Source organism: Roseomonas sp. CCTCC AB2023176 (assembly GCF_042259275.1).
Lineage (GTDB): Bacteria > Pseudomonadota > Alphaproteobacteria > Acetobacterales > Acetobacteraceae > Roseomonas.
In genome coordinates, this window is the sequence record NZ_CP170086.1 from 228,827 (window position 1) to 255,028 (window position 26,202).

At 72.8% G+C, this 26,202-nt stretch carries 19 protein-coding genes and 2 pseudogenes; 19 read left to right on the forward strand and 2 right to left on the reverse strand.

Annotation, left to right across the window (positions count from 1 at the left end; genetic code table 11):
* Window positions 1-46: 46 nt before the first annotated feature.
* Complete coding sequence (locus ACE7GA_RS01110) at window positions 47-3,019, reverse strand: tetratricopeptide repeat protein (protein ID WP_376094430.1); 2,973 nt, start codon at window positions 3,017-3,019, stop codon at window positions 47-49.
* A gap of 40 nt (window positions 3,020-3,059) precedes the next feature.
* Window positions 3,060-4,034 (reverse strand): Hint domain-containing protein, encoded by a 975-nt coding sequence (locus ACE7GA_RS01115; protein WP_376094433.1) that lies wholly within the window; start codon window positions 4,032-4,034, stop codon window positions 3,060-3,062.
* A gap of 231 nt (window positions 4,035-4,265) precedes the next feature.
* Between ACE7GA_RS01115 and galE the strand changes: the two genes are divergently transcribed.
* The 19 genes and pseudogenes from galE (at window position 4,266) to ACE7GA_RS01210 (ending at window position 25,998) form a co-directional block, all read left to right on the forward strand.
* Window positions 4,266-5,309: a UDP-glucose 4-epimerase GalE gene (galE, locus tag ACE7GA_RS01120; protein WP_376094436.1), complete on the forward strand. Its 1,044-nt coding sequence runs from the start codon at window positions 4,266-4,268 to the stop codon at window positions 5,307-5,309.
* Window positions 5,310-5,581: 272 nt separating this feature from the next.
* Entirely contained in the window at window positions 5,582-5,758 is a 177-nt protein-coding gene (locus ACE7GA_RS01125; protein WP_376094439.1) for a hypothetical protein, read from the forward strand.
* Window positions 5,759-5,981: 223 nt separating this feature from the next.
* Window positions 5,982-6,731 (forward strand): response regulator transcription factor, encoded by a 750-nt coding sequence (locus tag ACE7GA_RS01130; RefSeq protein ID WP_376094442.1) that lies wholly within the window; start codon window positions 5,982-5,984, stop codon window positions 6,729-6,731.
* 211 nt (window positions 6,732-6,942) lie between these two features.
* Window positions 6,943-7,806, forward strand: a complete 864-nt coding sequence (locus tag ACE7GA_RS01135) for a calcium-binding protein (RefSeq protein ID WP_376094445.1) — start codon at window positions 6,943-6,945, stop codon at window positions 7,804-7,806.
* A gap of 33 nt (window positions 7,807-7,839) precedes the next feature.
* A complete protein-coding gene (locus ACE7GA_RS01140; RefSeq protein ID WP_376094448.1) occupies window positions 7,840-8,928 on the forward strand; it encodes a hypothetical protein in 1,089 nt (362 codons plus the stop codon).
* Window positions 8,925-10,115, forward strand: a complete 1,191-nt coding sequence (locus tag ACE7GA_RS01145) for a glycosyltransferase (RefSeq protein WP_376094451.1) — start codon at window positions 8,925-8,927, stop codon at window positions 10,113-10,115. Before ACE7GA_RS01140 ends, ACE7GA_RS01145 begins: the two co-directional genes overlap by 4 nt.
* Window positions 10,116-10,120: 5 nt before the next feature.
* On the forward strand, window positions 10,121-11,428 hold the full coding sequence (locus ACE7GA_RS01150) for a glycosyltransferase (protein ID WP_376094454.1): 1,308 nt from the start codon (window positions 10,121-10,123) through the stop codon (window positions 11,426-11,428).
* Window positions 11,429-11,442: 14 nt separating this feature from the next.
* Window positions 11,443-12,153, forward strand: a complete 711-nt coding sequence (locus ACE7GA_RS01155; RefSeq protein WP_376094456.1) for a hypothetical protein — start codon at window positions 11,443-11,445, stop codon at window positions 12,151-12,153.
* A 7-nt stretch (window positions 12,154-12,160) separates the two neighbouring features.
* Window positions 12,161-13,510 carry an ATP-binding cassette domain-containing protein gene (locus ACE7GA_RS01160; RefSeq protein ID WP_376094459.1) on the forward strand — a complete coding sequence of 450 codons (1,350 nt, stop codon included), beginning with the start codon at window positions 12,161-12,163 and terminating at the stop codon, window positions 13,508-13,510.
* Window positions 13,507-13,860: an ATP-binding cassette domain-containing protein gene (locus ACE7GA_RS01165; protein ID WP_376094462.1), complete on the forward strand. Its 354-nt coding sequence runs from the start codon at window positions 13,507-13,509 to the stop codon at window positions 13,858-13,860. Before ACE7GA_RS01160 ends, ACE7GA_RS01165 begins: the two co-directional genes overlap by 4 nt.
* A gap of 11 nt (window positions 13,861-13,871) precedes the next feature.
* Window positions 13,872-15,083, forward strand: a pseudogene (locus ACE7GA_RS01170) (ABC transporter transmembrane domain-containing protein); the annotation flags it as partial.
* An 80-nt stretch (window positions 15,084-15,163) separates the two neighbouring features.
* Window positions 15,164-15,289: pseudogene (locus tag ACE7GA_RS01175) on the forward strand (hypothetical protein); the annotation flags it as partial.
* 227 nt (window positions 15,290-15,516) lie between these two features.
* Window positions 15,517-16,896 (forward strand): HlyD family type I secretion periplasmic adaptor subunit, encoded by a 1,380-nt coding sequence (locus ACE7GA_RS01180; protein ID WP_376094465.1) that lies wholly within the window; start codon window positions 15,517-15,519, stop codon window positions 16,894-16,896.
* 133 nt (window positions 16,897-17,029) lie between these two features.
* Entirely contained in the window at window positions 17,030-18,367 is a 1,338-nt protein-coding gene (locus ACE7GA_RS01185; RefSeq protein ID WP_376094468.1) for a glycosyltransferase family 4 protein, read from the forward strand.
* A complete protein-coding gene (locus ACE7GA_RS01190; RefSeq protein WP_376094471.1) occupies window positions 18,364-19,488 on the forward strand; it encodes a hypothetical protein in 1,125 nt (374 codons plus the stop codon). The genes ACE7GA_RS01185 and ACE7GA_RS01190 overlap by 4 nt, the downstream gene beginning before the upstream one ends.
* A 4-nt stretch (window positions 19,489-19,492) precedes the next feature.
* The gene (locus ACE7GA_RS01195) at window positions 19,493-21,322 is read left to right on the forward strand and encodes a glycosyltransferase family 2 protein (RefSeq protein WP_376094474.1); all 1,830 of its coding nucleotides are present in this window, start codon (window positions 19,493-19,495) and stop codon (window positions 21,320-21,322) included.
* A 1-nt stretch (window position 21,323) separates the two neighbouring features.
* Window positions 21,324-22,505 (forward strand): polysaccharide pyruvyl transferase family protein, encoded by a 1,182-nt coding sequence (locus ACE7GA_RS01200; RefSeq protein ID WP_376094477.1) that lies wholly within the window; start codon window positions 21,324-21,326, stop codon window positions 22,503-22,505.
* Window positions 22,502-24,796: a polysaccharide pyruvyl transferase family protein gene (locus ACE7GA_RS01205; protein ID WP_376094480.1), complete on the forward strand. Its 2,295-nt coding sequence runs from the start codon at window positions 22,502-22,504 to the stop codon at window positions 24,794-24,796. Before ACE7GA_RS01200 ends, ACE7GA_RS01205 begins: the two co-directional genes overlap by 4 nt.
* Window positions 24,793-25,998 carry a hypothetical protein gene (locus tag ACE7GA_RS01210; RefSeq protein WP_376094483.1) on the forward strand — a complete coding sequence of 402 codons (1,206 nt, stop codon included), beginning with the start codon at window positions 24,793-24,795 and terminating at the stop codon, window positions 25,996-25,998. Before ACE7GA_RS01205 ends, ACE7GA_RS01210 begins: the two co-directional genes overlap by 4 nt.
* Window positions 25,999-26,202: the final 204 nt, after the last annotated feature.

Genomic DNA, 26,202 nt, shown 5'->3' on the forward strand with positions numbered 1-26,202 from the left:
AGCCTCCGGCGAACCCGGGGCGGCTCAAGACGCCAGCCGCCGCGGTTCAAGCGCGCCGCGCCTCGCGAACGTGCCGGCCTGGACCTGCCAAGGCGCGTAGCCAATGACGGCTCGTCCCCTTGTACGCCACCCGGCAATGGCGGGCGACGACGCGTGCCAGTTCGCTACGCTCCAGCACCGCACACCTTCCGAACCAGGGCTCCCCCTCAATGTCCTCCTCTGCCAACACCTGGGCGAAGGCGCGCGTGAGGAGCCCTGGGCCCGTCGAGAGCCATACAACGTCGCGGTCGCCCCGGTTCAGCGCCTCCGACCCCATGGCCAGCGCGCGCCACAGCACCGGATGTCGCGGCGCTGCACCGATCACGTCATTCCCAAGGGTCGCGTACTCCTCCTGGTACAGGACAAGGTTGCGATCGCCGCGTGCGAGCGGCACCAGCTGGCCGAGGCAACGATTGTCCGCATCCAGCCAGAACCCGCCTTCCGCGACGAGCCAAGCGAGGCGGAACAGATCGGCCTTCTGCGCCGGACCTGTCGCGCGCGAGTAAGCGGCGGGGACATCGCTGCCGATGACACCCGCCGCGGCGTACCGCGCCAGCGCATCGCGCGCCGCCGCATCGTCGAACACGGCATGCTGCCAGCCAGGATGCGCGGCCGGCCAAGTCCGCATGAGGGCACGGACGTCCTCGGGCGGATTCGTCGAGTCCCAGTACTGGCCGATGCGACGAGGTATCCCGGGTGCCGCTTCACTTCCACCCGCGTCTGGCCGGTGCAGGCGCCCGGCGCGGCGCAGGGAGAGGAGGAGAGCCATCGCCGCCGGGGTGGAATCCGGCGCCTCGCGCACCGCCGCGAGGCAGGTGCCGAGCCGCTCCGCCGGCGGCTGCATCGTCGCGTCCCGCAGCGCGCGAACGGTTGTCTCGTCCATCCGGAACTCGTCCAGGATCTGTCCGAGGTGGTGCCGCGATGCGCGGGGTGATTTGCCGCGCAGCAGCGACGACGCGGCACCCGCCCGCAGTGCCGCGTCGAGGTGCCGCCGCGAATCGTCCGGACGCATCAGGAGCAGGCACGCGCGCGCTGCCTCGATCATGGCGCCGGCATGGGACGGCTGCAGCCGCAGCGCCTCCTCATACTGCGCCAGCGCCGCCTCCGTCTCCCAGCGCGCGTCCGCGAGCGTGCCGCGCAGAACCGCAAGCGCCGCCTGGTCCGCAAGCGTGACGAGCGGCCGGGCGGCTCCCTCGGCAAGGGCTGCGTCAACACTGTGCAGGTCCCCCATCGCCAGCGCCGACCACATGCGCCGGACCCACGTCCCCGGATGTGATGTCCACCGCTTGACGGCTATCTCGAGGACCGCGTCCGCGCCGACCGGATCGCCCGATGCGGAAAGCACCTCCGCACGCCGGAGGGCTAGGCCGGGCTGCGGACCAAAGCGCGCCTCCGCCACGTCCAACTCCTTCAACGCCGCGTCGTGGCGCCCGAGTGATGCCAGCGCCCGGGCCATGCCGAGCGGCGCATGCACGCAGTCCGGCCGGTCCGCCACGATCTCCCGGCAGAGATGCAAGCTCGCCTCGAACTCTTCCGCGAGCCAAAGCATTTCCGCGCGTTGCAACCGGGCGCCGAGATGATGCGGGTCGAGGGCGAGGGCACGCGCGAGCGCATCCTCCGCTGCCGCGAGGTCGCCCAGCGCGCGATGGTCCAGAGCCGCCTCGACCCAGGGCTGCGGATTCGTCGGATGGGCGAGCGCGGCGGCCTGCAAGGCCCGAAGTGCCGCGGCCCGGTCGCCGCGAGCACGGGCGACGAGCGCGACCGCCAGCCGTGCCGCGAGGTTCGCCGGATCTCGGCATGCCGCATCTTCGGCGAGGGCCGCCGCATCGTCCCAGCGGCCCCGGTCCCGGAACTCCGTCGCGATCTCCAGCGCGACCGCCGCCTTCAGGTCCGCCGATTCTCCCGGGAGCGCGTCGCGCGCCGCCTCGAAGCATCGCAACGCTCCGTCGCGATCGCCCGCGGCGCGGCGGAGCTGCCCCAGCCCGATCCAGGCCGACGCAGCCTGACGGGCGGTCGCGTCCGGCGTCGCGATCACGGCGCGGTAGGCGTCTTCCGCGACGTCCCATCGGCCCGCGTCGCGGAACACCTGCGCGACCTCGATCCACGCGCCCAGCGCTGCCGGTCCGCTCCCCTCCGTCGCCGCCCGCAGATAGCATGCGCCGGCGCGCTCGAGATCACCGCGGCGACGCGCCATCGCACCGAGGCCGAGAAGCGCGGCGACCGCATATGCCGGGCCGCCCGCAAGCACAGCGCCATAAGCTGCCTCCGCCTCGTCGTACTGCCCGGCATCGCGCAGCGCATGGGCATACTCGACCCGCCCTCCGGCATGGGTCGGGTGGGCGCGAACTGCGTCGCCGAAATACGCCAAGGCCGTCGCGCGGTCGCCACGACGACGCGCACCATGGCCGAGGGCGAGGAGCGCCCCCAGGTGGTCCGGCGCCCGCTCCACGATCTCGCGATACGCCGCCTCCGCCTCATCCCGGCATTCCAACCGCGTCAGCTGCGCCGCGACCTCAAGCCGGATGTCGAGGCTATCAGGTCGCGCGCGCGACGCCTGCTGGAAGAGGTCGAGCGCGTCCGCATCGCGCCCGCCATCCCGCGCGAGGCGGGCGAGGCCGACGAGCGCGGCGGCCGCGTGCGTCGGTCCGGCGCGCAGCACTCCGCGATACGCTGCCTCCGCTTGATCCCCGCATCCCGCGCGCCGCAGCGCCTCGGCCAGCTGCAATCCCGCACCTGCATGCGTCGGATGCGCCTCGACGGCGATCCGCAGCAGGCCCAGGGCCGCGGTGGGCTCGCCCTCCAGCGTCAGTGCCGCGAGGCCGAGGAGCGCGGCGAGGTGAGTCGGCTCCATCGCGAGGATCTCGCGATAGGCCGCCTCAGCCCCGGCACGCTGTCCCGATCCGCGCATCGCCTCCGCGGATCGAAGAAGTGCGGCGGTGCGCGCCGGGCGCTCCGCCGCGGCGGCACCGGGGGACGTCATCGCGCCCCGGCGCCTCCGTCCGCCCAGCCCCGACGAGGGATCAGGCGACGCTCGCGAATGGCGGCCTGAGCGATTCCGCCGCGGCGGCCAGACGGGCGCGCGTGGCCGGGGGTAGCTGGCGAGCGGACCGGACGCGGGGCACATCCAGCTCCGTCATCGGTGCAGGTGCGTCGGACAGCGCCTCGTGCTCGGCCCAGTTGTCGAAGGCCGCGCGATCCACGTTGTCGATGAAGGTCTCCGCTGGCGTGCCTTCGGCGAGGAGGAGTGAGTGGTCGCTCAGCTCCACGTGCAGGTAGGTGAAGACCGTCGGCACGTCCTCCTCGCGCAGGATGGAACTGCCGTTCACAAGCGCCCCGGCCTGGACCAGCAATCCATCCACCAGCAGTGCATGGTCGCCGGAGACGAAGAGATCCCGCTTCGGCAGCCCGCCACCGAGCGCGCCCGCGCGGATACGAACCGGCAGGACGCGCGCAGGGTCGCCGAACAGCCGCGAGACGGTCTGCCGCCCGATCCAGCGCACCGGCTCGGACGCGCCGCTGCTCGTCGTGACAAGGTCGCCCCTGCGCAGGTCTTCGACCGCCACCTCGCCGCGGGGCGTCGCGATCAGCGTGCCGGGCATGAAGCACACCGGTCCGTCCGTCACGAGCGACCAGTTGTTGGTGCCATTGGCGCCTGCGGGATTTACCGACAGTTCGCGCGCCGGACTGAGGTTCGCGCGGTCGGTGAAGAGGAAGAGGATGCCATCCCGCTCGCCGACGAGGCCGACGACAGCGCCGTTCGCGTTGGTCGCCGTGCCCACGTAGTCGTAGACCGGCGCCCTGCCGCCCTGACCGACCTTGAACTGGTCGTTCAGCTCGGAACCGAGGACCTTCTTGTCGTCCCCGATTCCGCGCACCCGAAGGTCGCTGCCCAGCGATTGCGTTCCCTCCGTTCCGGGCAATTCATCCCGGACGGCGTAGCCGCCTCCGGCCAGGGGATTGAGCAGGTATTGGAAAGCGAATGTCTGCGAGGCCATGCTGATCCCGTCCCGACTGCTAGGGACCATATGTTTCGACCGCCGAACTTGATTCGTGGAGCGGAGATTCGTCGCAAGTTGTCGCCCGCCCCGGGGCGATCGGGGGAAGCCCGCGCGCGGCGGTGCCGGACAATTTGCGACGATGCAGCCAATGCGCGCGGCGCGCGTCCGCGGCAACTTCGACGCACCGCGATCGCCAGGAACGGCGACGCCCTGACGAAGGCCTGCCCCTTGCCACGATATCTTGTGACCGGCGGAGCCGGCTATGTCGGAAGCCACGCTGTGCTCGCCCTGCGGGAACGCGGCGACGAGGTCGTCGTCCTCGACGACCTGAGCCAGGGCCACCGCGCCGCCGTGCCGGATGACGTCACCCTTGTCGTCGCGAACCTGGCCAACGCCGAGGCGGTGGAGGCGACGCTGGCTGGCTGGCGCTTCGACGGCGTCTTGCACTTCGCGGCGCTCTCGCTCGTGGGCGAGAGCATGCGCGACCCGCTTCGCTACATCGCCGAGAACGTGACGAATACGATGTCGCTCGCCCGGGCCGCCGTGCGCGCCGGAGTGGACCGCTTCGTCCTCTCCTCCACGGCCGCGCTGTTCGGTTGCCCGGAAAGGCTCCCGATCGACGAGGACGCGACGCTCGATCCCGTTTCCGCCTACGGGGCCTCGAAGCTCATGGCGGAGCAGGGATTGGACTGGGCCTACCGCGCCCACGGGCTTCGCTCCGCATCGCTCCGCTACTTCAACGCCGCCGGTGCCGACCCCGCGGGCCGTTCGGGCGAGGACCACGACCCCGAGACCCACCTGATTCCGAACGCGATCAACGCCGCCCTCGGCCTCGGCCCGCCGCTCAACGTCTTCGGGACGGATTACGATACCCCCGACGGCACGGCGATCCGCGACTACGTCCATGTGACCGACCTCGCCGACGCCCACCTGCGCGTGCTCGACCGGCTGTCGGAGGTCACGACCTGCCGCTACAATGTGGGCTCCGGCGTCGGATATTCGGTGATGGACGTCGTTGCCGCGGTCGAGCGGGTATCGGGCCGGACCCTGCCCTGCGTCGCATGCCCAAGGCGGCCCGGTGACCCCCCGGCCCTGGTCGCTTCCAACTCACGCCTCCGCCGGGAAACGGGCTGGCAACCGCGGCACGGGAGCCTCGACGAGATCGTACGCACCGCCTACGCCTGGCGCAGCAGCAATCCGAATGGGTTCCGCGGCGCAAGCGCGCGGAGGTCCGCCGCCACCCCTGCGGACCGCGTCCTGACCACGGCATGATGGCCACCGACGCCGCGGCCATGGAGCCGGCCCTCCGGGCGGTCGATCCATCTTCCGCCCCCCGCTGCAAACACAGTTGAAATCCGGTCGAGGGTCTGCGGCGTATGTCTGCTGTGGACAGGGCACGGACGGGGAGCGATGACGAACAGCCCGCATGGCAGACGCGATTCACGTTCAAAAAAGTTGACTTTGCCTACGATTCTCGGAATGGTTGCGGCGCAGTGTCAGTGACGTCAAAGGGGCAAATTCGTAGAATGCCCGCAGGATGCGAGGTGGGGGAAGCGACCGCGGCGGCTTTGGCGCGCGCGCGCGATGCTGCGTCTGCCCTGGAAACCGCCCTGGCTGAACTCTGCCATCTTGGCTCGGACGTGAAAGTTCGGGTCGAGCCAGGTTTCACCGAAGGCCGTACTCGTCCGTCCGTCTTCTTCGTCGAGGTTGAGGTGGACTGATCCGCTGGTCGGATGGGCCGTGCGCCCAGCTTCGGCTGAGGCGGGCGGTCTTGCAGCCGCCCGCCGAACCGTCGGCATTCGACGAGTGCCGTGCCGTGCAATCGTGAAATCTCCGCAAAACCGTGGACCTTCGGGCTCTGGCACCTTGCGGCGTTCTGGCTGGCACAATTATTGGTTGTAGGTGCGTTGCAGCAATCACAACCTTGAGCCCACCGGGACATGCATGACCCCAACGGTCGGATCCCCGATCATCGTCTTCGATAGTGACATCGCTGGTGGCGAGCGGGTGGCTGACTACCTCGCCGAGAACGGTCTGCCGGCCGATGTCTGCGGTGGGACCGATCCGCTCCTCCGTCGCCTCCAACAACAACCGCCCCGGCTCGTACTCCTCCACTGGGGCGAGACGACCCCCACGCCCGCGCTCGAGACGGTGCGCCAGGTCCGCGACGTCTCCGACGTCCCCTGCATCCTTCGGGCCCGCCAGCCCGACAGCGTGACCGACCGCGTCGCCGCCCTCGAATCCGGTGCCGACGACTGGATCCCCGTCGAGGTCACGATCCGCGAGGTCCTCGCGCGCATCCGCGCCGTCCTGCGCCGCGCGGGTCACGACACCGCCGCGGCCCGCTACGACGAGGCGCTCGCGCAGCGCAGGTCGAGCCTGCCGCTGCCACCCGCTGCGACCCGCCACTGGCGCCTGTCGCCCGAGCGGCGCGAGCTCTACGCCCCGGGCGGCACCCCCTGCGGCCTCACCTCGGCCGAATTCGACATGCTCCACGTCCTCGTCCAGCAACGCGGCGCCCCTGTGCCCCGCGACACGCTCTCCGTGGCCGTCTTCCGCCGGCCCTGGTACCCGCAGGACCGCGGCATCGACAACGTCGCCGCACGGCTGCGCAAGAAGCTCGCGACGTGGTCGAGGAATCCGCAGGTCATCAAGCCCGTCCGCGGCATCGGCTACGTCTTTACCGGATTCTGACGGATCGTTCGTCCGGGCGATCGCCCGTCGACGGTGCACCGATTTAGTACCGGCCCCAACCGGTGATGGACGACCGCGCAGCGGCCCGACGGCGTCGATTCCGCACCGCTTCCAGGACGCATCACCTCTCTGTCGCATTGTGTCGCGGGTTTAGCCGCAAGCCCGCCCGACATCCGTATCCTCCCGCCGCGGGGTCGCTGCTGCGCACCGCATGCACGAGAAGCGGGGACACGACGACATGCCGGATTTTGCTTCCATCCCGGGCGGCGATGCCGAGTGGTACGGCACGCCGGGGCCGGACACGATCATCGCGGACGATCTGCCAGGCTTCACATTCGATAACCTGATCACGACCTTCGGTGGAAATGACATCGTCTACGCCGGCCGCGGCGACGATCTCGTCTTCGCCGGCACGGGCAAGGACATCGTCTTCGGAGGCGCGGGCGATGACGCCGCATTCGGCGAGGATGACGACGACCGCCTCGCCGGCGATGCGGGCAACGACGTTCTCGACGGTGGCCGCGGCAACGACTGGCTGGACGGCGGCATCGGCGCCGACAGGATTTCCGCCGGCGACGGCGCCGATACCGTCCAGGGCGGCAGCGGGGCTGACGCCATCTCCGTCGGCGCAGGCAGCGACCTGGTGGACGCCGGCTCGGGCGCCGACACTGTTTCGGGCGGCAGCGACTCCGACACGCTCTTCGGTGGATCGGAGAACGACCGCCTCTCCGGCGACGCCGGGGACGATGTCCTCTCCGGCGGCAGCGGCAACGATACGCTGGCGGGCGGGACGGGCGACGACCTCCTCATCGGCGGCTCGGGCGAGGACACCTACTTCTTCGCTTCCGGCTTCGGCAACGACGTCGTGCTGGACTTCCGCCCGGGCATGGACACGCTGGAGTTCGCGGCCAACCTCAACGGCACGGGCATCGCGACGCCGGCCGACCTCGCGGGCTTCATCACTTCGGACGAGACGGGCGCGGTCATCACTCTCGGCGGCGACACGATCCGGCTCGTCGGCGTTTCCGCCGACGACCTGGTCGGCAACCTCGACGCCTACGTGAAGATCGTCTGACGTCAACCACCCTGTACCGAGGCGATCTTCGCCATGGATGCCGTCATGCTTGATGACGCGCTGACCTCGCCGGGCCGCTTGGGGCCCGGCGAGACCCCTCTCGCACCCGAAGGCGCGCGGACCTTCCGGCTGCCCGGCGGCGTCCTGCTCCTGGACGTCCCCGCCGACCCCGGCATGGCCGTGGGGCCCGGCGACGTGCTGCTGGACGGCGTGCCGCTCGCGCCGCCGTCCTGCACGCTCTTGCTCCACGCGGCCGGTGCGATGCGCCACCTCACCGTCGCGCGCCACCCGGCCGCTGAGCGGCGACACGACGAGCCGGTCTTCACGCTGCTCCGCCGAGGCATCGCGGGCGCCCCGCCGTTCCGCGCGGCATGGGGCAATGCCCGGGACTTCGCGCTTGCGGCCAACGACCTGCCCCCACTCGAACGCGCGGGCCTGCTTCGGTTCCTCGTCGGAACCTGCGCGCCCATCCTGCGCGTCGCGGGCCATCCGGGCTTCGCGTCGCTCCTCCACGCCATCGCCCGCGGCCTCGCCCCGGCCACGGCACCATGCGCACAGCCACTGACGCGCATCGCCGGATCGCTCCTCTCGCTCTGGACGGTCCCGGGCGGCGTGCCCGAAGGCCCGTGGCACCTCCTCACGCCGCGGCGCGTCACCCGCGTCCCCGCGCCGGTCGCCGACACGCTCCTGCTCGACAGCGCAGATGACCTGGGCGGCGCGCTGCTCCTGCCGCCGCCCGGCTCCGCCGGAGAGCCCCGGCGTCCTTTGCCCCTTGCCGCGCCGCGCCGCGTCCTCCCGACGCTCCTCGCGCCCGCTGGGCCGGATGGCGGGCCTGACCACGTCTCCGCCGCCCTCGCCCGACGCGCCGCGGCGGGCGAGGAACGGACAGTGCGCCTGCTCCGGCACCGACGCCTGCTCGTCCCCGCTCTCCCCGTGCGCGCCCTCGACGATCCTGCGCGTCCGGTTGGCGGCGCGCTCGAACTCGCACTGTCCGACGGCGCGGGCGGCGTCTTCGTCTCAGGTTGGCTGAGGGATCCTTTCGGTCTCGCGGAGGGTGGCCTCGCGCTCCGCGACCCCCGGACCGGCGCGACGGTGCCGATCCCCCCGGACGCCTTCGGTTGACCGCTCGGCCCGACCTCGCCGAGCGCCTCTCCCGCGCGCCACATGGGTCCGGACCGCTCCCCGGCTTTCTGGCCCACCTGCCCGATGCCGAGCGGCGCGCGGGCGGCAGCGTGCCGCAATGGCACCTCGACCTCCGCCTCGCCTCGGGCGAGGCCATCGAGCTGACCGCCCCGCCTGGTGCGCTGCCTGCCCGCCGGGCGCGTGACCTCGTCCTCCGCGCCGTGCATCCTGCAGCGCTGCGCCCCGGCATCCTCGACGATTGCCTCACCCCGGCCGTGGCGCGCCTTCAGGCGGTCGCGCTCGCTTCCCTCGCTCCGCCCAACGTCCTGCAGGTCGGGACGCCCAACGGCGCGCGGGTCGCTGTGGTCGTGCCGCTGTACCGCAACCTCCGCTTCCTCCGCTTCCAGGTCGCCGCCTTCGCGCGCGATCCGGACTTTCGCGCGAACGCCCGCCTCGTCTTCGTTCTCGACTCGCCGGAGCAGCAGGCCGAGGTGGAGCACCTCCTCCACGGCCTCCACGCCGTGCACGGCTTGCCCGTCACCCTCGTCGTCATGGCGGAGAATGCGGGCTACGCGCCTGCCTGCAACGCCGGTGCGACCGCCGTTGGGGAGGGATCCTACGTCCTCCTCCTCAACTCCGACGTGGTGCCGGAGGCTCCGGGTTGGCTCGCCGCGCTGCGCCGGCCCATGGAGCGCGATCCCGGAATCCTGGCCACCGGCCCGAAGCTTCTGTTCGACGACGGGTCCGTTCAGCACGCCGGGCTGTTCTTCCTCCGCCACGGGCCGGAGGGCGATTGGCTGAACGGCCACTACGCCAAGGGCCTGTCGCGCCGGCATCCCGCCGCGAATCGCGCCGGTCCGGTGCCCGGACTCACGGGTGCCGCGCTCCTCCTCCGCCGCTCGGCCTTCGACGCCGTCGGCGGCCTCTGCACCGACTACGTCGTCGGCGACTACGAGGACAGCGACCTCTGCCTCCGCCTCCGCGCCCTTGGCGGCGATATCCGCTACGTCCCCTCGGCCGAGCTCTACCACTTCGAACGCCAGTCCATCGCGGGTCACGCCGGCTACGCGCGGACCCTCGCCTGCGCGTACAACCGCCGCCTCCATCACCGCCGCTGGGATGGCGCGATCGAAGCCCTGATGGCCCGTTTCCCGGCGGCCGGCGGGCGAACCACGCGGGCAGCCTGATCCCGATGCGCATCCTTGCCCTTGTCCACAACCACCCGGACCTCCAGCCCGGCGGCACGGAAGTCGTCGCTCGCGGCTTGTTTCGCGCGATGCGCGACGGCGGGACGGGCGTGGATGGCCTCTTCCTCGCCGCCGTCACGGAACACCTGCGGGAGGAACGGCCGGGCACGCTCCTCCAGGCCGCGCCGGGCGGTCGCCCCGACGAAGCCCTCCTCTGGCTGCCGCATTTCGATCGCTTCTTTCTCAGTCAGCCCGATACGCACGGGCTCGCCATGACCCTCGGCCCTCTCGTGACGGACCTGCGGCCGGACATCGTGCACCTGCACCATCCCCTGCAGTTCGGCGTGGAGACGATGGCGCTGCTGCGACGCCTCATGCCGCGCGGCGCCCGCCTCGTCGTGACGCTGCACGACTACTTCGCCCTCTGCGCGCGCGAAGGCCAGCTTCTCCGCACCGATGGCCGCCTCTGCGCCGGACCGTCTCCCGACGCGTGCCGCCGCTGCCTGCCCGAACGCTCCGCCGCGGATCACGCGCTGCGCCGCCTCTCCCTTCGCGACGCCTTCGCCGATGCCGACGCCCTGATCGCGCCGAGCATCTTCCTTCGCGACCGCTTCGTCGCGGCAGGCTGGGACGCGTCGCGGATCACCGTCCTGCCGAATGCCGTCGCCGGCGGCTCGCCACCGGCTCCGCACCGCCCGCTGGGAGAGGGGGCGGGAGCGCAGAGCGGCCGCCGCGACCGCTTCGCCTTTCTCGGCCACATCAACCGGTTCAAGGGGCCCCTCGTCGCGCTTGCCGCCTCGGCCCGGCTCTCCGCCGCGGGGGTCGCGCACGCCCTGTCCCTCCACGGTGGCACGGCCTATCAGCCCGACGCCTTCCTGGCCGAGTTCCGCGCCGCACTCGCCGCCGCGCCCGCCGCGCGGCACCACGGCACCTACGACGCCGCGGAACTTCCGCGCCGTATCGCCGCGGCGGACTGGGTCGTCGTCCCCTCCATCTGGTACGAGAACGCGCCGCTCGTCGTGCTGGAAGCCTTTCGCCACCGTCGTCCCGTCATCTGCGGCGACGCGGGCGGCATGGCCGAACTCGTCCGCGACGGCGTGGACGGGCTGCATGCCCCGATCGGCGACCCCGAGGGCTGGGCCGAGGTCATGGCCCGCGCCGCGTCCGAGCCAGGTCTCTGGGACCGGCTCGTCGCCGGCATCCGCCCGCCGCCCGGCCTGGACGACATGGCCGCCGCCCACCTCGACTTCTACCGCCGCCTCCTGCGCCGGAGCTCGTCCCGTGCGCGGGCGCCCGCCGCGGCAGTCGCCTGATGCCGGAGGCTCCCATGCCCGACAGCGCGCACCCGCTCGACGCCGCAGCGCCTCGCGCTCTCGGCGCCCAAGGCCTCGTGGACAACTTTCGTGACGGCCGCATTTTCGGCTGGGCCTGGAACCCCTCCGATCCCGCGGAGCGCGTCCGCGTCGCCTTGCGCCTGGACGGGGAGGTCGTCGCCGAAGCCGTCGCCGACGGCGAACGCGCGGACCTCCGCGGCGCGGGCATCGGCGACGGGCGCCACGCCTTCGTCGTCGCCATCCCGCCTGGCCTCATCGCGCGCCGCGCCGAGATCTCCGTCACCGCACGCGGAGAGGATGGGCGCGAGACGCGCCTCCCCATCCGTGCCGCGCCTCGGCCGGCCCTCGCGCCCGTCCCGCCGGTCGGCGCGTCACCGCGCGCCGGGGATGCCCTCGCGGAGGGTCAGGCCGCGCTTCGCGAGCAGGTCCAGGCCCTCGCCCGATCCATCCCGCACGACGGTGCCGCCGCTGCCGCGGACCTCGCGGCGCTGGCGGAACGGACGGAGACGCTCGAAGCCTGGTGCCTCCGCCTCGACGAGCGCCTTGCCGCCCTCGGTCAGCCCGCGAAGTCCGAGGTGGCTCGGCGGCGCGGCCTGGATCGCTGGCAGATCACCCTTGGCGCCGTTCTCTTCCTCATCGCCGCCGCCGCCCTCGCCGTCAGCTGGATCGGCCCCGGCGCCCTCCTCGCATCCGTCCGGGGCTGACGCGGGCATGTCGAGGCCCGCGAAGGATACCCAGGACGGCGTGATCGCCCTCGTCCGCGCCGAAACCGCCGCGGCCCTGCGCCTCGCCCTCCTCGTCGGCGGGACCGCCACCCTCGCGACCTTCGGCACGATCCTGCTGAAGATGGAGGTGTATCGCCTCGTCATCCCGACTGGCAGCATCCCGACTGCCATCGGCCTGGCTGCGGGCTTCGCGATCGTCGCGGCGCTCCTCGTCGGCCTCGACCACCTGCGTGACGTCGCGCTGCTCGCCGCCGCGAACCGGTTGGCGCGGCGCCTTTCCGGCCCGGCTGTCCTCGCCGCCGCCGCCCGCGTCGGCGATCCCGCCGCGTCCGCCGGCGCGCTCCTCGCCGACGTCGAGGAGGTGCGCCGTGCCGTCTCCGGCCCGCTCTGCACGGCAGTGCTCGACGCCGTCCTCGTGCCGGCTGTCTTCGTCGTCCTCTGGCTCCTGCACCCGTGGTTCGCCGCCCTCGCCGCATGTGCCTGCGCCCTCGCCCTCCTCGCGAGCCTCGGCGCGGAGCGCCGCGCCCGGGCCACCCTCGCAGACTCGAATGCTTCCTCAGCCCGCACCTCCGGCCTTGTTGCCGACGCCATGCGCTGCGCCGAGGCGGTCGAGGCCATGGGAATGCGTCCCGCCCTCGCGCGTCGCTGGCTCGCCGACCTCCGCGGCGGCGCCGCCCGAATGAGTGGCGCGCAGGAAGTCGGCCGGCGCCTCACTGCGTCTCTCGGCGCGCTCACCAGCCTCGCCGCGGGCGGCGCGATGCTGCTCGGCGCCGGGCTCAGCCTCCGCGGGGAAGACCTCGGCATCGGCCTGATGATCGCGATGCTCCTGACAGGGCGCGTCATCGAACCCTTCGCCCGCTTCGGCGCCGCCAGCGCCGACTGGGGCGCAGCCTCCGCCGCCTGGGCTCGCCTCAGCGCCACCCTCGGTCGCGACGCGCCGGACGCCCGCACCGCCTTCCCCTGCCCGGAAGGGTGCCTCGTCCTTGAGCGCCTGACCTACCTGCACCCCGGCACGCCGCGCCCGCTGCTGCGGGAGGTGGATCTCGCCATCCTCCCCGGGGAGGTCGTCGCGATCACCGGCGCCGCCGGTGGCGGCAAGACCACGCTGCTGCGCCTCATGCTCGGCCTCCATCGCCCAACCGCCGGCGGTGCCTTTCTCGACGGCCACGCGACGCACCAGTGGGACCGCGAGGACCTCGCCCGGCACGTCGGCTACCTCCCCCAGAACCCTGACCTCGGTGAGGGAACGATCGCCGAGGTCATCGCGCGCCTCTCCCCCGGCCCGACCTCCGCGCCGTCCTGCGTGCCGCCCGCCTCTGCGGCGCGGACCGGATGATCGCCGGCCTCCCCCTCGGCTACGCCACGCCGGTCGGCGGCGGCAGCGGGGCCGAATCGCGCCTCTCCGCCGGGCAGCGGCAGCGTGTCGCCCTCGCCCGCGCCGTGTACGGCGCCCCGCGGGTCGTCCTGCTGGACGAGCCCGCGGCGTGGCTGGACGCGGAGGGCGAGGCCGCCGTCCGCCGCCTCCTCGGGCGGCTGCGCGACGCCGGCATCGCCGTCGTGCTGACCACCCATCGCTCCGGCGTGCTGGCCGCGGCCGACCGCGTCCTCGCGCTCTCCGGTGGCGCGCTCGGCCCGCCTCGGGGTGCGGGCACCGTCGTCACCCCCTTCGCGAAGCCCGCCGCGTGACGGCCCTGGCCATGCCGCGGGCGGGGCGCGTCGCCGGCAGCGCGGCGGGGATCGCCGTCCTCTGCCTTTTCCTTTCCGTCGGCGTGCAGCTCGCGATGCTCGCCGCGCCGATGCTGACGATGCACGTCTTCGACGGCGTGCTGCAGAGCCGGAACGACGACACGCTCACGGTCCTGGGGTTCGGTTACGTGGTCGTCATCCTCCTCGGCGGCCTCCTGCGCTACCTCCGCTCCCGCCTCGTCGCCGCGGCGATGGACCGCTCGGGCCGTCGGCTTCAGCTCCACGCCCTCGGCGCCGCGATCCGCGGTGCGCTCTCGGGGGACCGCGCCCGCGGCACCGCCGCGCTCCGTGACGCCGCGGAGGTCCGCCGCCTGCTCGGCGGCGCCGTGGCCTCGGACCTCATGGATCTCGTCACCACGCCCGCGGCCATCGCCTTCCTGTTCCTCCTCCACCCATTCTATGGCTGGACCGGCGTCGCGGGCTGCGTCGTGCTCGCCATCCTCGGCGCGCTCGCGGACCGCACCACCCGCGGCCTCGTCCGGAGTGCGAGCGGCGAGTCCGCTCGCTCGGGCGCGACGCTCGCCGCTCGCCTCCGCGGCCGGGATGCCGTGGAGGGCCTCGGCCTGACCCGCGCGATCTTGCGTCGCTGGTGGCCCGAGGGCGCCCGCGCCGCCGACCTGACGGACCGGGCCACGCGACGCGCCCGCTCCATCCAGGGCCTCGCGACCCTTGTCGGCCTGCTTCTTCAGATGGCCGTCGTCACCGTGGGCGGCTATCTCGTCACGATCCAGGAAGCGTCCCCCGGCAGCCTTCTCGGCGCGACGATGCTCGCGAGCCTCGCCACGGCGCCCGTCAGCCGCGTCGTCGCGACCTGGCGCGATTGGGCCTTCGGGGTCGTCGCCTGGCGCCGCCTGTCCGACTTCATCGATACGACGCGCGACCCGCCGCCCGTGCCGCGTGCCGACGAACCCGTGCCGGGCCTCTGCGTCGAAGGCCTGACCCTGGCGACGCCCGACGGTGCCAGAACCCTGCTGCGCGACCTCGACCTGCGGGTCGCGCCGGGCGACGTCCTGGGCATCCGCGGTGCGAACGGTGCGGGCAAGTCGAGCCTGATGCGCGCCCTGCTAGGCCTCGTGCCCCCCGGCCCCGGGCATGTCCTGCTCGACGGCGACGATCTTCACGCTCCCGCCGACCGAGCGGCGACCGGCGCGCGGATCGGCTATCTACCGCAGGGGGGCAGCTCCTGCACGGCAGCGTCCTCGACAACATCCGCCGGTTCGGCGACGCCCCGGCCGAGGCTGCGGTGGACGCCGCACGGCGCGTCGGCGCGCACGAGGCCATCGGCCGCTTGCCCGAGGGCTACGGCACGGCTGCCGGTGCGTCCTCCGGACTCTCCGGCGGACAGCGCCAGGCCGTCGCGCTCGCCCGCGCCTTCTTCGGCGCCCCGCGCCTCGTTGCGCTGGACGAGCCGGAGGCCGGCCTCGACGCGGCCGGCGTCGCCGCCCTGCGTGCCGCGGTGGCCCGCGCGCGAGACGAGGGTGCCGCCATCCTCCTCGTGACGCACGAGCCCGCGGGCTGGTCGGGTATCGTGACCCGCTGGCTCGACCTTCTTCCCGACGGTGCGTGGCACCTCGCCGAAGCCCGGGAGACCGCCCGATGAGCACCGCAATCAGCACCGCGATCAGCACGGCGCGCAGCACCGCCTTGGCCCCGCCCGCCTGGGCTGAACTGGAGGACGAGGCGGTCCGCGGTGCCCCCTCCGTCCGCCGTATCGCCGCCGTGTCCGCCCTCGCCCTCGTCCTCGGCCTCGGCGGCCTCTCCGCCTGGGCCACCCTCACGCCCCTTGACCGCGCCGTGATCGCCAGCGGAAGCCTCGTCGCCGAGGGCCGGCGCAAGACCGTGAACCTGCTGGAGCCCGGCATCCTCCGCGAACTCGCGGTGCGCGAGGGCGACTCCGTCGCGGCCGGGCAGGTCCTGCTCCGCCTCGACGTCACCCAGGCCGAGGCCGCCGCCAGCCAGGCGCGGTCCGCCACGCTCGGCGGCATCGCACGCCTCGCGCGGCTGCGGGCCGAACAGGCGGGCGAACGGCACCTCACCATGCCGGAGGAGGTGGTCGCCGCCGCCCGCAGCAACGCCACCATCGCCTCCTTCGTCGATGGCGAGCGCCGACAGTTTGCCGCGCGCTGGGCTGCCTATGACGGCGCCGTGGCGGCGCAGCAGCGCCGCATCGCCCAGGCCGCGGAACAGATGACGGCCTTCGGCGCGCAGCGCGCCGCGACCGCCACCCGCCTCCGCGCCATCCGGGAGGAACTCGGCGGCGTGAACCAGCTGCTCGCCCAGGGCTTCGCCACGCGCACCCGCGCCTATGAGCTACGGCGCGGTGAGGCTGAAGCCCTCGGAAACCTCGGCCAGTTCACGGCGCAGGAATCCCAGGCCCGCGAGACGCAGGCCCAGGCCGAGCTCGACGTACGGAACCTGACCCTGACCCGCGCGGCCGACATCGCCCGGGAGATCGGTGATGCCCAGGCCCTGACGTCCGACGCCGCAGACCGCCTGCGGGCCGCGGAGGACGTCCTGAGCCGCCGCGAGGTAACGGCCCCCGAGGCGGGCACCGTGACCGACATCCGCTTTTTCACTCCCGGCAGCTCCATCGCTGCCGGCCAGCCTGTCCTCGACCTCGTCCCGCACGACAGCGGGCTCGTGGCCGAGGCCCGTATCGCCCCGGGCGACATCGAGCAGCTGGCCGTCGGGCAACGCGTGAACATTCGCCTCTCGGCCTATCGCCAGCGCGAGGTACCGCTGATGACGGGCCACCTGACCTACGTCTCCGCTGACCGGCAGACCGATGCGCAGGGTACGCCGTTCTTCCTTGCCCGCGCGGCCCTCGACGGCGACCGCACGGCGAACCCGGCGGGCTTGCCCGCGATCGCCGCGGGCATGCCGGCCGAGGTCTTCATCCTCGGCGAGAGCCGGACCGTCCTCGACTACCTCGCTCGTCCCCTGCGGGACAGCATGCGGCGCGCCCTGCGGGACTGACGCGTCGCTCTGCGCGACGGCGACGTTCTGCGACAAGTTGCGACTGTCCTCCGCGCCACCATCCCGCGATCTTCGCGCCGTTCACGGCCCGCTGATCCGGAGCAACCATGACCCTCGACGCGGCGCACCGCCGATGAGCGCCACCACGGGCCGCCGCGCCGGGCGCCGCGCCGTGACGGAGCCGCCGCTTCGCGTTCTCGTCATGTCGCACATGCACCCCGCCGTCTCGAAGGGCGGCGCGGAGATCGCGGCCTACCAGATGTACGGCGCCCTGCGCGCCTCTCCGGCGGTCGAGGCAACGTGGTTCCTCGCGGCGTCGGGTGGGCGCGTCGCGGGGCGTCTCGGCGCCCGCCTTACCCAGCCCTTCGGCCCTGACGAGTACGTCTATTCCGGCGCGGGTTTCGACCACTTCGTCCACGCGAACCCCGATCCCGAATGGCCCGGCGAGCTGCGCCGCCTTCTCGAAGACCTCCGCCCTGGCATCGTCCACCTGCACCACTACGCGAACTTCGGCGTGGAGACGCTGCTCACCATCCGGAACGCACTGCCGAACGCGCGCATCGTCGTGACCCTCCACGAGTACCTCGCGATCTGCAATCACTTCGGCCAGATGGTGAAGCGGCCGGGCCTCGCCCTCTGCGACCGCGCGACGCCGCGCGACTGCAACCGCTGCTTCCCCGAACGGTCGGAGCAGGACTTCTTCCTGCGCGAACTCTACCTCAAGCGCTTCTTCCGCCTCGTGGATCGCTTCATCTCGCCCAGCCGCTTCCTCGCTGGCCGCTACGCCGCGTGGGGCCTTCCGCCCGACCGCATCGAGGTGATCGAGAACGGCATGCCGGGTGCCCCCGGAGCCACCGCGACGACACCGCCACCGGACGGCCTGACCATCGGCTTCTTCGGCCAGATCTCTCGGCTGAAGGGCATCGACGTTCTCTTCGATGCCGCGGCCCTCCTCGACGACGCCCGCGTGACCGGCCTCCGCATCGAGGTGTTCGGCGACCACAGCGGACAGCCGCCGGAGTTCCGCGCCCTGTTCGAGGCCCGGCTGCGCGACGCCCCGAAGAGCGTTCAGCTGCACGGCCCCTACGACAATGCCCGCGTCGGCTCGCTGATGCGGTCGGTGGACGCCGTCATCGTTCCCTCCGTCTGGTGGGAAAACTCGCCCCTCGTCATCCAGGAAGCCTTCCTCGCGCGCCGCCCCGTCATCTGCTCGGACATCGGCGGCCTCGCCGAGAAGGTGCGCGACGGCGTGGATGGCTTCCACTTCCGCGCCGGAAGCCCGCGCGCGCTCGCTGCCCTTCTGCGCGACCTCGCCCGCGACCCGCAGCGCCTCCGGGGGATGTCGGCTGGGATCGCGATCCCGCCGTCCCTCGACGAAACCGTCGCTGCGACGCTGCGCCTCTACCGCGCGCCCGAAACGGTCAACCCACCGCGCACCGTCGCGGCCACGATGCAGGAAGCCAACGCATGACGATCCGCGGCTCCGTGGACAGCCTCACGCCCGAGGGCGCTTCAGGCTGGGCCTTCGCCGGCGGCGGTCGTCCGCTCGTGGTGCAAGCCCTTCTGGACGGCCGCGTGATCGGCGAGACGGTCGCCGAATCCGAACGTCCCGACCTCTCCGCCGCCGGCCTCGGTGACGGCCAATGCGGCTTCGCGATGGCCTTCTACGACGCCCCGATCGATCCGGCGATGCTGCCCTTCGTCTCCATCCGCCCGCGGGGCGGCGACGTGGAGCTGCCGCGCACGAACCTGACCGGCTACGGCGAGTTCTTCCGCACCCTGCATGCGCGCTACCCCGGCGCGGGCCGCCAGCGAAGCGTCTTCGGCGGCCTCTGGACCGACCGGACCGACGCGCGCCGCCTCCTTGCGGGCCGCGTCGCCACGGGCGCGACCCCCGCGGACCTCGTCCATCCGCTGCGCGGCTTCATCGGCGAGGGCTACGCGATCCTGCGCGATGTCCTCCCTCCCTCACTCGACGCGCGGACGGCTGACCTGCCGGCCGGCGCGCTCGACCCGTCATTCGGCCCCGCCGCCGCCAAGTTCCTGGAAACCCTGCCCGCACGCCTGTTCCGCGAACCCGTGCTGCGTCTCGTCCGCGCGATCCTGGATGATCATCCCACCGTGTACCGTGTGGCCGTGACGCGCGCCGGCGACCCGCGCCCCGGCTTCGCCCAGGCGAGTGCCGCCGAGGCGCTGCCATCGCCGGCCGAATGCCTCCTCCTCGTCTCGAGCCTGTCCTCCGATCCTGCGGGGTTCATCGGCCTCGATGTTGTCCGCGGCAGCCACGAATTGCCCGAGTTCACCTCCCATGGCCGCTCCCGGTGGCTCGCCGAGGACCTGCCGGACCGCGAGCCCGCCGGCCTCGAACTCGCGCGCGAGTTCGGTGCCTCCGTCGAGATGCTGGAAGTCGGCCCACGTGACGTCGCCCTCCTCGGGCCGGGCACGCTGCACCGCCTTCGGACACCTGGCCCGGACCGCGCGGCCCTGCGCACCTGGTGCGTGCCGGCGCGCATCAGCCCGTCCCGCGCGATCTCCGAGGCCGCATCGGCCCTCATCATGCGCCATGAATCCGGCGCGGTCCTGGCGGTCTGACGCCATGTCCGACGCCGCAGCGCCCGCCGAAGCCCCCTCCGCGCGTCGCGGCGAAGACGGCTACATCGACTTCTACGGCTACGCGCCGGCGGTCGGCAGCTGGCTGTTCTGCGGCTGGTCCCGCGGCCGCTGGCGTCCGGACGCCCCGCCGCCCCGCATCGTCGCGCATTTTGCAGCCGGCCGCGTGGAAGGCGAGGACGCTGTCGCCACCTGGTATCCCCGCCCCGACCTCGGCCGCCGCGGCGCAGGCCTCGTCGTCCTCCTCCGCGCCGCCGGACAGCCGCTCGGCGAACTCGTCGCGCTCGACCTGCTCTCCGCCGACGGGGCCGGGGACGACGCCCGCCCCGTGCTGCGCGTGCCACCCGTCCGCCCCGTCGTCCATCTGCGCGAGAGCGACCTCGTTCCCCGCGTGCGCGCCACCCTCATGCATGCCCCGTCGGAACCCGGACAGGCGCGGCTGCTGACGCTCCTGTCCCGCCGCGCCTATGTCGGTACCGACACGCTGCACGAACTGCCCGCCCCCGTGCAGATCGGCGTGGACGAGGTGCTGCCTGTGCCGCCGGACGGGCTCGCCCTGATCGGCTGGTGCCTCGACCCGACCGACGCCATTGCCGCGATCAGGGTGCGCGGCGCGGCGGGCGCTCGCAGCCCGGACTCGCTCCGGGACCGCTGGATCCCGGTCGAGCGCCCGGACGTGGTGACGAGCGTCGGCGCCGCCCACGGCCTGTCCGACCCGCGCGTCGGCTTCGTCGCCTACGCGGGGGCCTGCGGTGCGGCCCCGACCGGCGGGGAGAACGCCTACCTCGAAGTCGAGCTGCGCGGCGGCGAGATCGGCTACAAGCGCCTTCCGCCTCCGGCCCGCACCGGCGCCGCCGCCGCGCGCCGTCTGCTCGAAGCCGTCCGCCTTACCCCTGACGAGATCGAGCCCGCGTTCGACCGCGTCCTCGGCCCCGCGCTCACCGCGATCCACGGCGCCCGCCTCACGCGCCCGCGTCACGCTGCCGAGATCCGCTTCGGCGCAGGACCGGAGGCGCCCGTCTGCAGCGTGATCGTTCCGCTCTACGGACGCATGGATTTCCTCGCCTACCAGCTGGCGCTCCTCTCCGAGCACCCCGGACACGCCGCGCACGAGTTCATCTACGTGCTGGACGATCCGCCGCGGAAAGGCGAGCTGCTCGACATCGCCCATGCCGCGCACCGCCGCTTCGGCCTCCCCTTCCGCGTCGTCGCCCCGGCCGAGAACCTTGGCTTCGGCCCCGCCAACAACCTTGGCCTGTCGCGCGCCCGCGGCGAATTCGTCTGCCTCCTCAACTCGGACGTCATGCCGGCGCCGGATGCGCCGCGCTGGCTGGAGACGCTGATGGACGGCCTCCGCGCCGACCCGTGCCTCGGCGTCGCCGGCGCCCTCCTCCTGTTCGAGGACGGCACCGTGCAGCACGAGGGCATCACCTTCGAACGGCTGCCGCAGCAGGCGAACTGGCCTTTCCCGATGCACCCGCGGAAGGGCCTCCTGCCGCGGCCCGATCCCGCGCTCGGCCCCGAACCGGTGGACGCGGTCACCGGCGCCTGCATGGTCATGCGCCGCGCCCTGGCCGAAGAGCTCGGCGGCTTCGACGAGGCCTATGCCATCGGCGACTTCGAGGATAGCGATCTCTGCCTCCGCATCCGCGCGCGCGGCCTGACCTGCGCCATGGACCGCCGTGCCCGTCTCTATCACCTCGAACGCCAGTCACAGGTCACGCCTGACAACCTGTGGCGCCACCACGGCACCCTGCTGAACGCCTGGACGCACACGCGGCGCTGGTTCCCCGATACCGCGCCGGGAGGAGACTGACATGGCCGCACGCGTCGCTTACCTCGCCGAGAACTTCGGCACTGTGGCACGAGCCTGGGAGCGCACGGTTCCGGACCTGCTGCTCGCCACCGGCGGCAACACTGGAAACCTTGCCTTCTGGTACGCCGCGCGCCTGCTTTTCGATGCAGAGGAGATCCACCTCATCTCCCGCAACACCCGCGCCGCGGCGATCCCCAAGGACGTGGAAGTCGTCGTTATCCCCGCAGCGAATTTCCTCAACGCCGGCGCCGACCTCGGCCGCCTCGCCGAACTCATCCGGGCCATCGGCCGCCCTTGCCTTGTCGTCGGCCTCGGCGCGCAGGCGGAACAGGAGACCGCGCCGCCGAAGCTCACGGACGGCACCCTCGACTTCCTGCGGGAAGTCTCGCGCCTCTCTCCTACGATCTGCATCCGCGGCGCCTTCACGCAGGAGTTCTGCCGCGGCCTCGGCGTCGAGAACACGACGGTCCTCGGCTGCCCCTCCCTCCTCATCAACCCCGACCCGCGGCTCGGTGAGCGTTTGGAGCAGGGGATCGCGGCCCTCCCAGCCACCGGCCCCGTGGCCGTCCACGCTGCCTGCATCAAGCCGGGAATCCAGAGCGTGGAGCGCGAACTGGCGCGCCTCGTCCTCCTCAACCCGGGCTCCGCCTACCTCGTCCAGCGCCCGGTCGAGATGATGAAGGCGATCTACGGCCAGCTACCCGACGGCCCGGGTGAGGGCGCCTACTTTAAGCGATGCGCGGAGTTCCTCGGCTTCGGCACACCGGACGGCCTCGCGGCATTCCTCCGGACGCATGGTCAGATCCCGTCGTCCGTGGACGCCTGGGCCGACTCGCTCCGCCGCTTCGTGGCGGGCGTGAACACCCGGATCCACGGCACGATGATGGGGGTCGCCGCGGGCTTGCCGAGCCTCTGCATCTGCCACGACACGCGCACGCGCGAGCTCGCCCGGCAGTTGCGCGTACCGCATATCGGCCCACGCGAGGTCATCGAGAACCGCTTCTCCGTCCCCGCCCTCTTCGCCGCGGCAGGCTTCTCCGGCGCGTCCTTCGACGAAGGTCGGCGCGAGGCCGCGGCGGGGTATGCGGACGTGGTTCGCGCCGTCGGCCTCACCCCGTCCCGGCATCTCCTCCGCTTCCTCGAACCCGATCGGGTCACGACGTCCGCGAGGCAGGCCGCATGACGAAGCCCATCGCCGTCCTCGGCACCGCCGGGTCGCTCCCCTCCTCCTTCGCCTGGACCACCGCGACCGCATTCGAGGCGACGGGCGCCAACACCGGCAACCTGGCCTTCCAATACGCCACCTTCAACCGCGTCCTCGGCGAGGCCCGCCTCACGGTTCCCTTCGCCTTCGATCCCGCCGCGGTGAAGGAGCATTGCCGGCTGCTCTGCATCCCCGCCGCCAACTTCCTCTACTCCGGCTTCGACCTCGGCTCCCTGGCCGACCGGCTGGAGGCGACGGGCCTCCCGCTCCTCGTCCTCGGGCTCGGCGCACAAGCCTTCAAGGACGTGTCGGAGGTCAAGCTCAAGCCCGGAACGGAACGCCTCCTGCACCTGTTCCGGGAACGCTGCACCCGCATCATGGTCCGCGGCCGCCATACCGCGGCCGTCCTCGAGCGCTCGGCCGTGCACAACTTCGAAGTGCTCGGCTGCCCCTCCAACTTCATCAATCCCGACCCCGCCCTGGGCGAATCCATCGCCGCCCGGTGGCGTGCCGGCCCGCCGCGCCGCATCGCCTTCGCGCCGACGTTCTATCCCTTCAACGCGCCGGTCGAGCGCGCGATCCTCGCCGCCATCGGGCCGGCCCGCCTCACCGACCTCGTCGCCCAGGACCCGCTCGGCGCCGTCGCCCTCGCACGCGGCGAGGAAGATGGCCCCGGTGGCGCCTGGCTCACCGAGCGGGCCGGTTTCCTGTCGCAGATGCCGCCCACCGAACGCGGCATGCTCGTCCGCCGCCTCCGCGCCTGGTTCTCCGCCGAAGCCTGGATCGAAGCCTACCGCCGCTCCGACGCGGTCATCGGCACCCGCATCCACGGCGCCGCGCTGGGCTGGCAGGCCGGCCGCGGCGCCCTGGTCGTCGGCTACGACCTGCGGACGGAGGAACTGGCCGAAACGATGGGCCTGCCTTTCGTCAAGGCCTCCGCGCTGCCCGATGCCGGTGCACTCGCCACGCTCTCGGACGGCGTGGAGGCGATGGCACCCGCCTATGACGCGCGCCGCCGCGACCTCGCCGCTCGCCTCGTTGCCCTCCTCGGTGAGCACGGTGTCGCGCCCGGGGCCGTCCTCGCCCGCCTCGCCGCGGGCGTCGCCCCGCCGAAGCCCACCGCCGACGCCTCGGCGCCCGCCGATCCGGCGCCCGAGCCGCCGCGCCACTGGGGTTTCCTGGAACAGTACAACCGCCGCCGCGTCGCCGGCTGGATCGCCTCCAACGGCACGGAGGTTCCGCGCGTCACGGTCCGCTTCGACGGCCGCGAGATCGCGACGGTCCGGCCCACCGTCGCGCGCCCCGATATCGGCCGCAACGCCTGGGCCTTCGACGTGCGCGTGCCCGCGGACGCCGTCACCCGTGACGTGGTACGGGTGGAGGCGCTCTCGGCCGACACCGGCGCACCGCTCCGCAACTCCCCCGTCGTCACCAGCGTCGCGGCCAACGACGCGGATAAGGTGCTGAAGGGCAGGGAAGGCTTCCTTTTCCTCCGCAATGACAGCAACGGCGTCCTGGACCAGGTGACCGGACGGCGCCCGCTCTCCCCGGCGGAACTCGATCGCTGGGAGGCGTTCTTCCGCGACCTCGATGGCGCCGCCGCATCGCGGGAGGCACGCGTCGTGTACCTCGTCGCGCCGAACAAGGAATGTGTCCTCGCGGAACACCTGCCCGACGACGTTACCGTCTCCGAGGCGCGCCCGGTCCGCCAGATCCAGGCCCTCGCTGCCCGCATGGACCTCCGCGCCACCCGCGTCATCTACCCGCTGGAGGCGCTGCGCCGCGCCGACGCACGCTTTCCCGCCTACCCGAAGGGCGACTCGCACTGGAGCGAGTACGGCGCCGCCCTCGCCCTGCGTGCGTTGTGGGAAGCCCTCGGCGGGCCGCCCGACTCCGCGGAGGAGGAGTTCCGCACGGAGTTCCGCAACGCCGACCTCCTCTCCAAGCTCGGCGGCGCCTGCATTGAGCAGCAGCCCGTCCTCACCCGCCGACCCGTGGCAGTCCTGGAGCACGACAACGGCGTCCTGAACACCGGCCGCCGCCGCGTCCTCCGGCCCGGACGGGCTGCGGAGGCCCGGCCGGAACGGCTGCTGATGCTGCACGACAGCTTCGGCGAATGGCTCATCCCCTCCCTCGCCGAACGCTTCGCCTCCACCGTCGCCATCTGGGGCGCGAGCCTCGGCCCCGAGGTGCTGGAGGAGGTCTCGCCCGACATCATCCTGCTGGAACGCGCGGAACGCTTCCTCGTGGTCCCGCCCCGCTTCGGATGAGGCGCGCGTCGCGGACTGCCGTCGCCCTGCTTCTTGCGCTTCTCGCGCGGACTGCGGGCGCTGCGCCGCCGCAGCTCGTGGTCGCCCCGGATGCGCCGGTCGAGACGGTGTTCCGCTGGGCCACCCAGCGCTGCGGCGACATGCACCTGCCGGACTCTCCGGCTCGCGCACTCCGGACGGCCGATGGCGGGATCGCGCTCCTCGCCGCGCATTTCCTGAACATCCCGCTTCTCGGCCGCGGTTTCGAAGACCTCGCCCCCGCATGCGGCACCGAGAGCCGGGGCGCCGAGAACCCCGACCCCGCCGCCTTTTCCGACCGCGCCTGGATACAGGCCGTCATTCCATTCGAGGATGGGGGCCGCCCGATGGTTCTCGGCCTCGCGAGCCACGAATACATGGGATGGCGCCACCCCGGCCGCTGCGTGACCCCCTTCGACGCAGAAGGCCGGCGCCCCGCCGCGTTCCGCTGCTGGTACTCCTCCATCACGGCTCTTGTCGCGCCGGAGCGCGACTGGCGCTTCCGCACGGTCGGCGCAGCCCCGGTCGCCGCCTCACCTTTCCCCTATGATCACGCGGCGACAGCCCGTGCCGGCTTCTTCTCCGTCTCCAACGCCATCGTCGAGGACGGCTACGCGACCGTGCTGGCCTACACGGAAGGCGTGCCGGGCCAGCCGCGCGGCAACTGCCTTCTGCGTGCGCCGCTGGACGACCTGACGGGTGGCTGGCGCGCCCTGTCCGGCGGCCGCTTCGACCTGCCCCTGCGCGGGGCCTACGTGCCGGATGCCACGCCGCCGCGGCCCTGCGACGTCGTTAGCGCCCGTGTTTTCGGCGGCGCGCCCGTCCGGTCCATCATCCAGATCCCGTCCGAGGAAGGACCCTGGTGGGTTGCCGTCCTCACGCGCCCGTCCTCGCCGGACGGCGCGCCCGGCGGCGTCTTCGCCAGCGCCTCGCGCGACCTTCGGCACTGGGGCCCCGCGCGGCTCCTCTGGGCGATGACGCCGTTCCGGAGCCAGCGGGCAGCCGGCACCTACTACGAGTACCCGTCGCTCATCGACCACGCGAGCCCGTCCCGCGTCTTCGACCGGGCCGCGGCCGACGCGTCGGGCCAGCTCCACCTCTACCTCACCCGCTTGAACTTCGGTGACCGCCGCCGGGGTCTGGACCGTGATCTCGTACGCCTGCCCGTGCTGATACCGCGCTGAGCCTCGGGGCTGCGGGAGGGTGCGCCTCCATCGTCGGATCGCCGCGCCGCGGACATGCCGTGTACGGCCCAGGCCCGCGCGCGCCGGTGGACCCCAGCGAACGAGCCGGGGAGCCGCATCGCGGAACGGCATCACCGCCGAGGCGCCTTGCCGGGCGGCCTGTGCGACCGCGGTGGTCGCCAGCAGGGCTTGTGGCCACCGCCG

What these genes read in the sequence shown, in the direction of transcription:
- ACE7GA_RS01210 (WP_376094483.1), top strand. Translation starts at nt 24,793, where the DNA reads ATGAGGCGCGCGTCGCGGACTGCCGTCGCCCTGCTTCTTGCGCTTCTC.
- ACE7GA_RS01200 (WP_376094477.1), top strand. Translation starts at nt 21,324, where the DNA reads ATGGCCGCACGCGTCGCTTACCTCGCCGAGAACTTCGGCACTGTGGCA.
- ACE7GA_RS01150 (WP_376094454.1), top strand. Translation starts at nt 10,121, where the DNA reads ATGCGCATCCTTGCCCTTGTCCACAACCACCCGGACCTCCAGCCCGGC.
- ACE7GA_RS01135 (WP_376094445.1), top strand. Translation starts at nt 6,943, where the DNA reads ATGCACGAGAAGCGGGGACACGACGACATGCCGGATTTTGCTTCCATC.
- ACE7GA_RS01160 (WP_376094459.1), top strand. Translation starts at nt 12,161, where the DNA reads ATGTCGAGGCCCGCGAAGGATACCCAGGACGGCGTGATCGCCCTCGTC.
- ACE7GA_RS01155 (WP_376094456.1), top strand. Translation starts at nt 11,443, where the DNA reads ATGCCCGACAGCGCGCACCCGCTCGACGCCGCAGCGCCTCGCGCTCTC.
- ACE7GA_RS01140 (WP_376094448.1), top strand. Translation starts at nt 7,840, where the DNA reads ATGGATGCCGTCATGCTTGATGACGCGCTGACCTCGCCGGGCCGCTTG.
- ACE7GA_RS01180 (WP_376094465.1), top strand. Translation starts at nt 15,517, where the DNA reads ATGAGCACCGCAATCAGCACCGCGATCAGCACGGCGCGCAGCACCGCC.
- ACE7GA_RS01195 (WP_376094474.1), top strand. Translation starts at nt 19,493, where the DNA reads ATGTCCGACGCCGCAGCGCCCGCCGAAGCCCCCTCCGCGCGTCGCGGC.
- ACE7GA_RS01165 (WP_376094462.1), top strand. Translation starts at nt 13,507, where the DNA reads ATGATCGCCGGCCTCCCCCTCGGCTACGCCACGCCGGTCGGCGGCGGC.
- ACE7GA_RS01190 (WP_376094471.1), top strand. Translation starts at nt 18,364, where the DNA reads ATGACGATCCGCGGCTCCGTGGACAGCCTCACGCCCGAGGGCGCTTCA.
- ACE7GA_RS01185 (WP_376094468.1), top strand. Translation starts at nt 17,030, where the DNA reads ATGAGCGCCACCACGGGCCGCCGCGCCGGGCGCCGCGCCGTGACGGAG.
- ACE7GA_RS01110 (WP_376094430.1), bottom strand. Translation starts at nt 3,019, where the DNA reads ATGACGTCCCCCGGTGCCGCCGCGGCGGAGCGCCCGGCGCGCACCGCC.
- ACE7GA_RS01205 (WP_376094480.1), top strand. Translation starts at nt 22,502, where the DNA reads ATGACGAAGCCCATCGCCGTCCTCGGCACCGCCGGGTCGCTCCCCTCC.
- ACE7GA_RS01130 (WP_376094442.1), top strand. Translation starts at nt 5,982, where the DNA reads ATGACCCCAACGGTCGGATCCCCGATCATCGTCTTCGATAGTGACATC.
- ACE7GA_RS01115 (WP_376094433.1), bottom strand. Translation starts at nt 4,034, where the DNA reads ATGGCCTCGCAGACATTCGCTTTCCAATACCTGCTCAATCCCCTGGCC.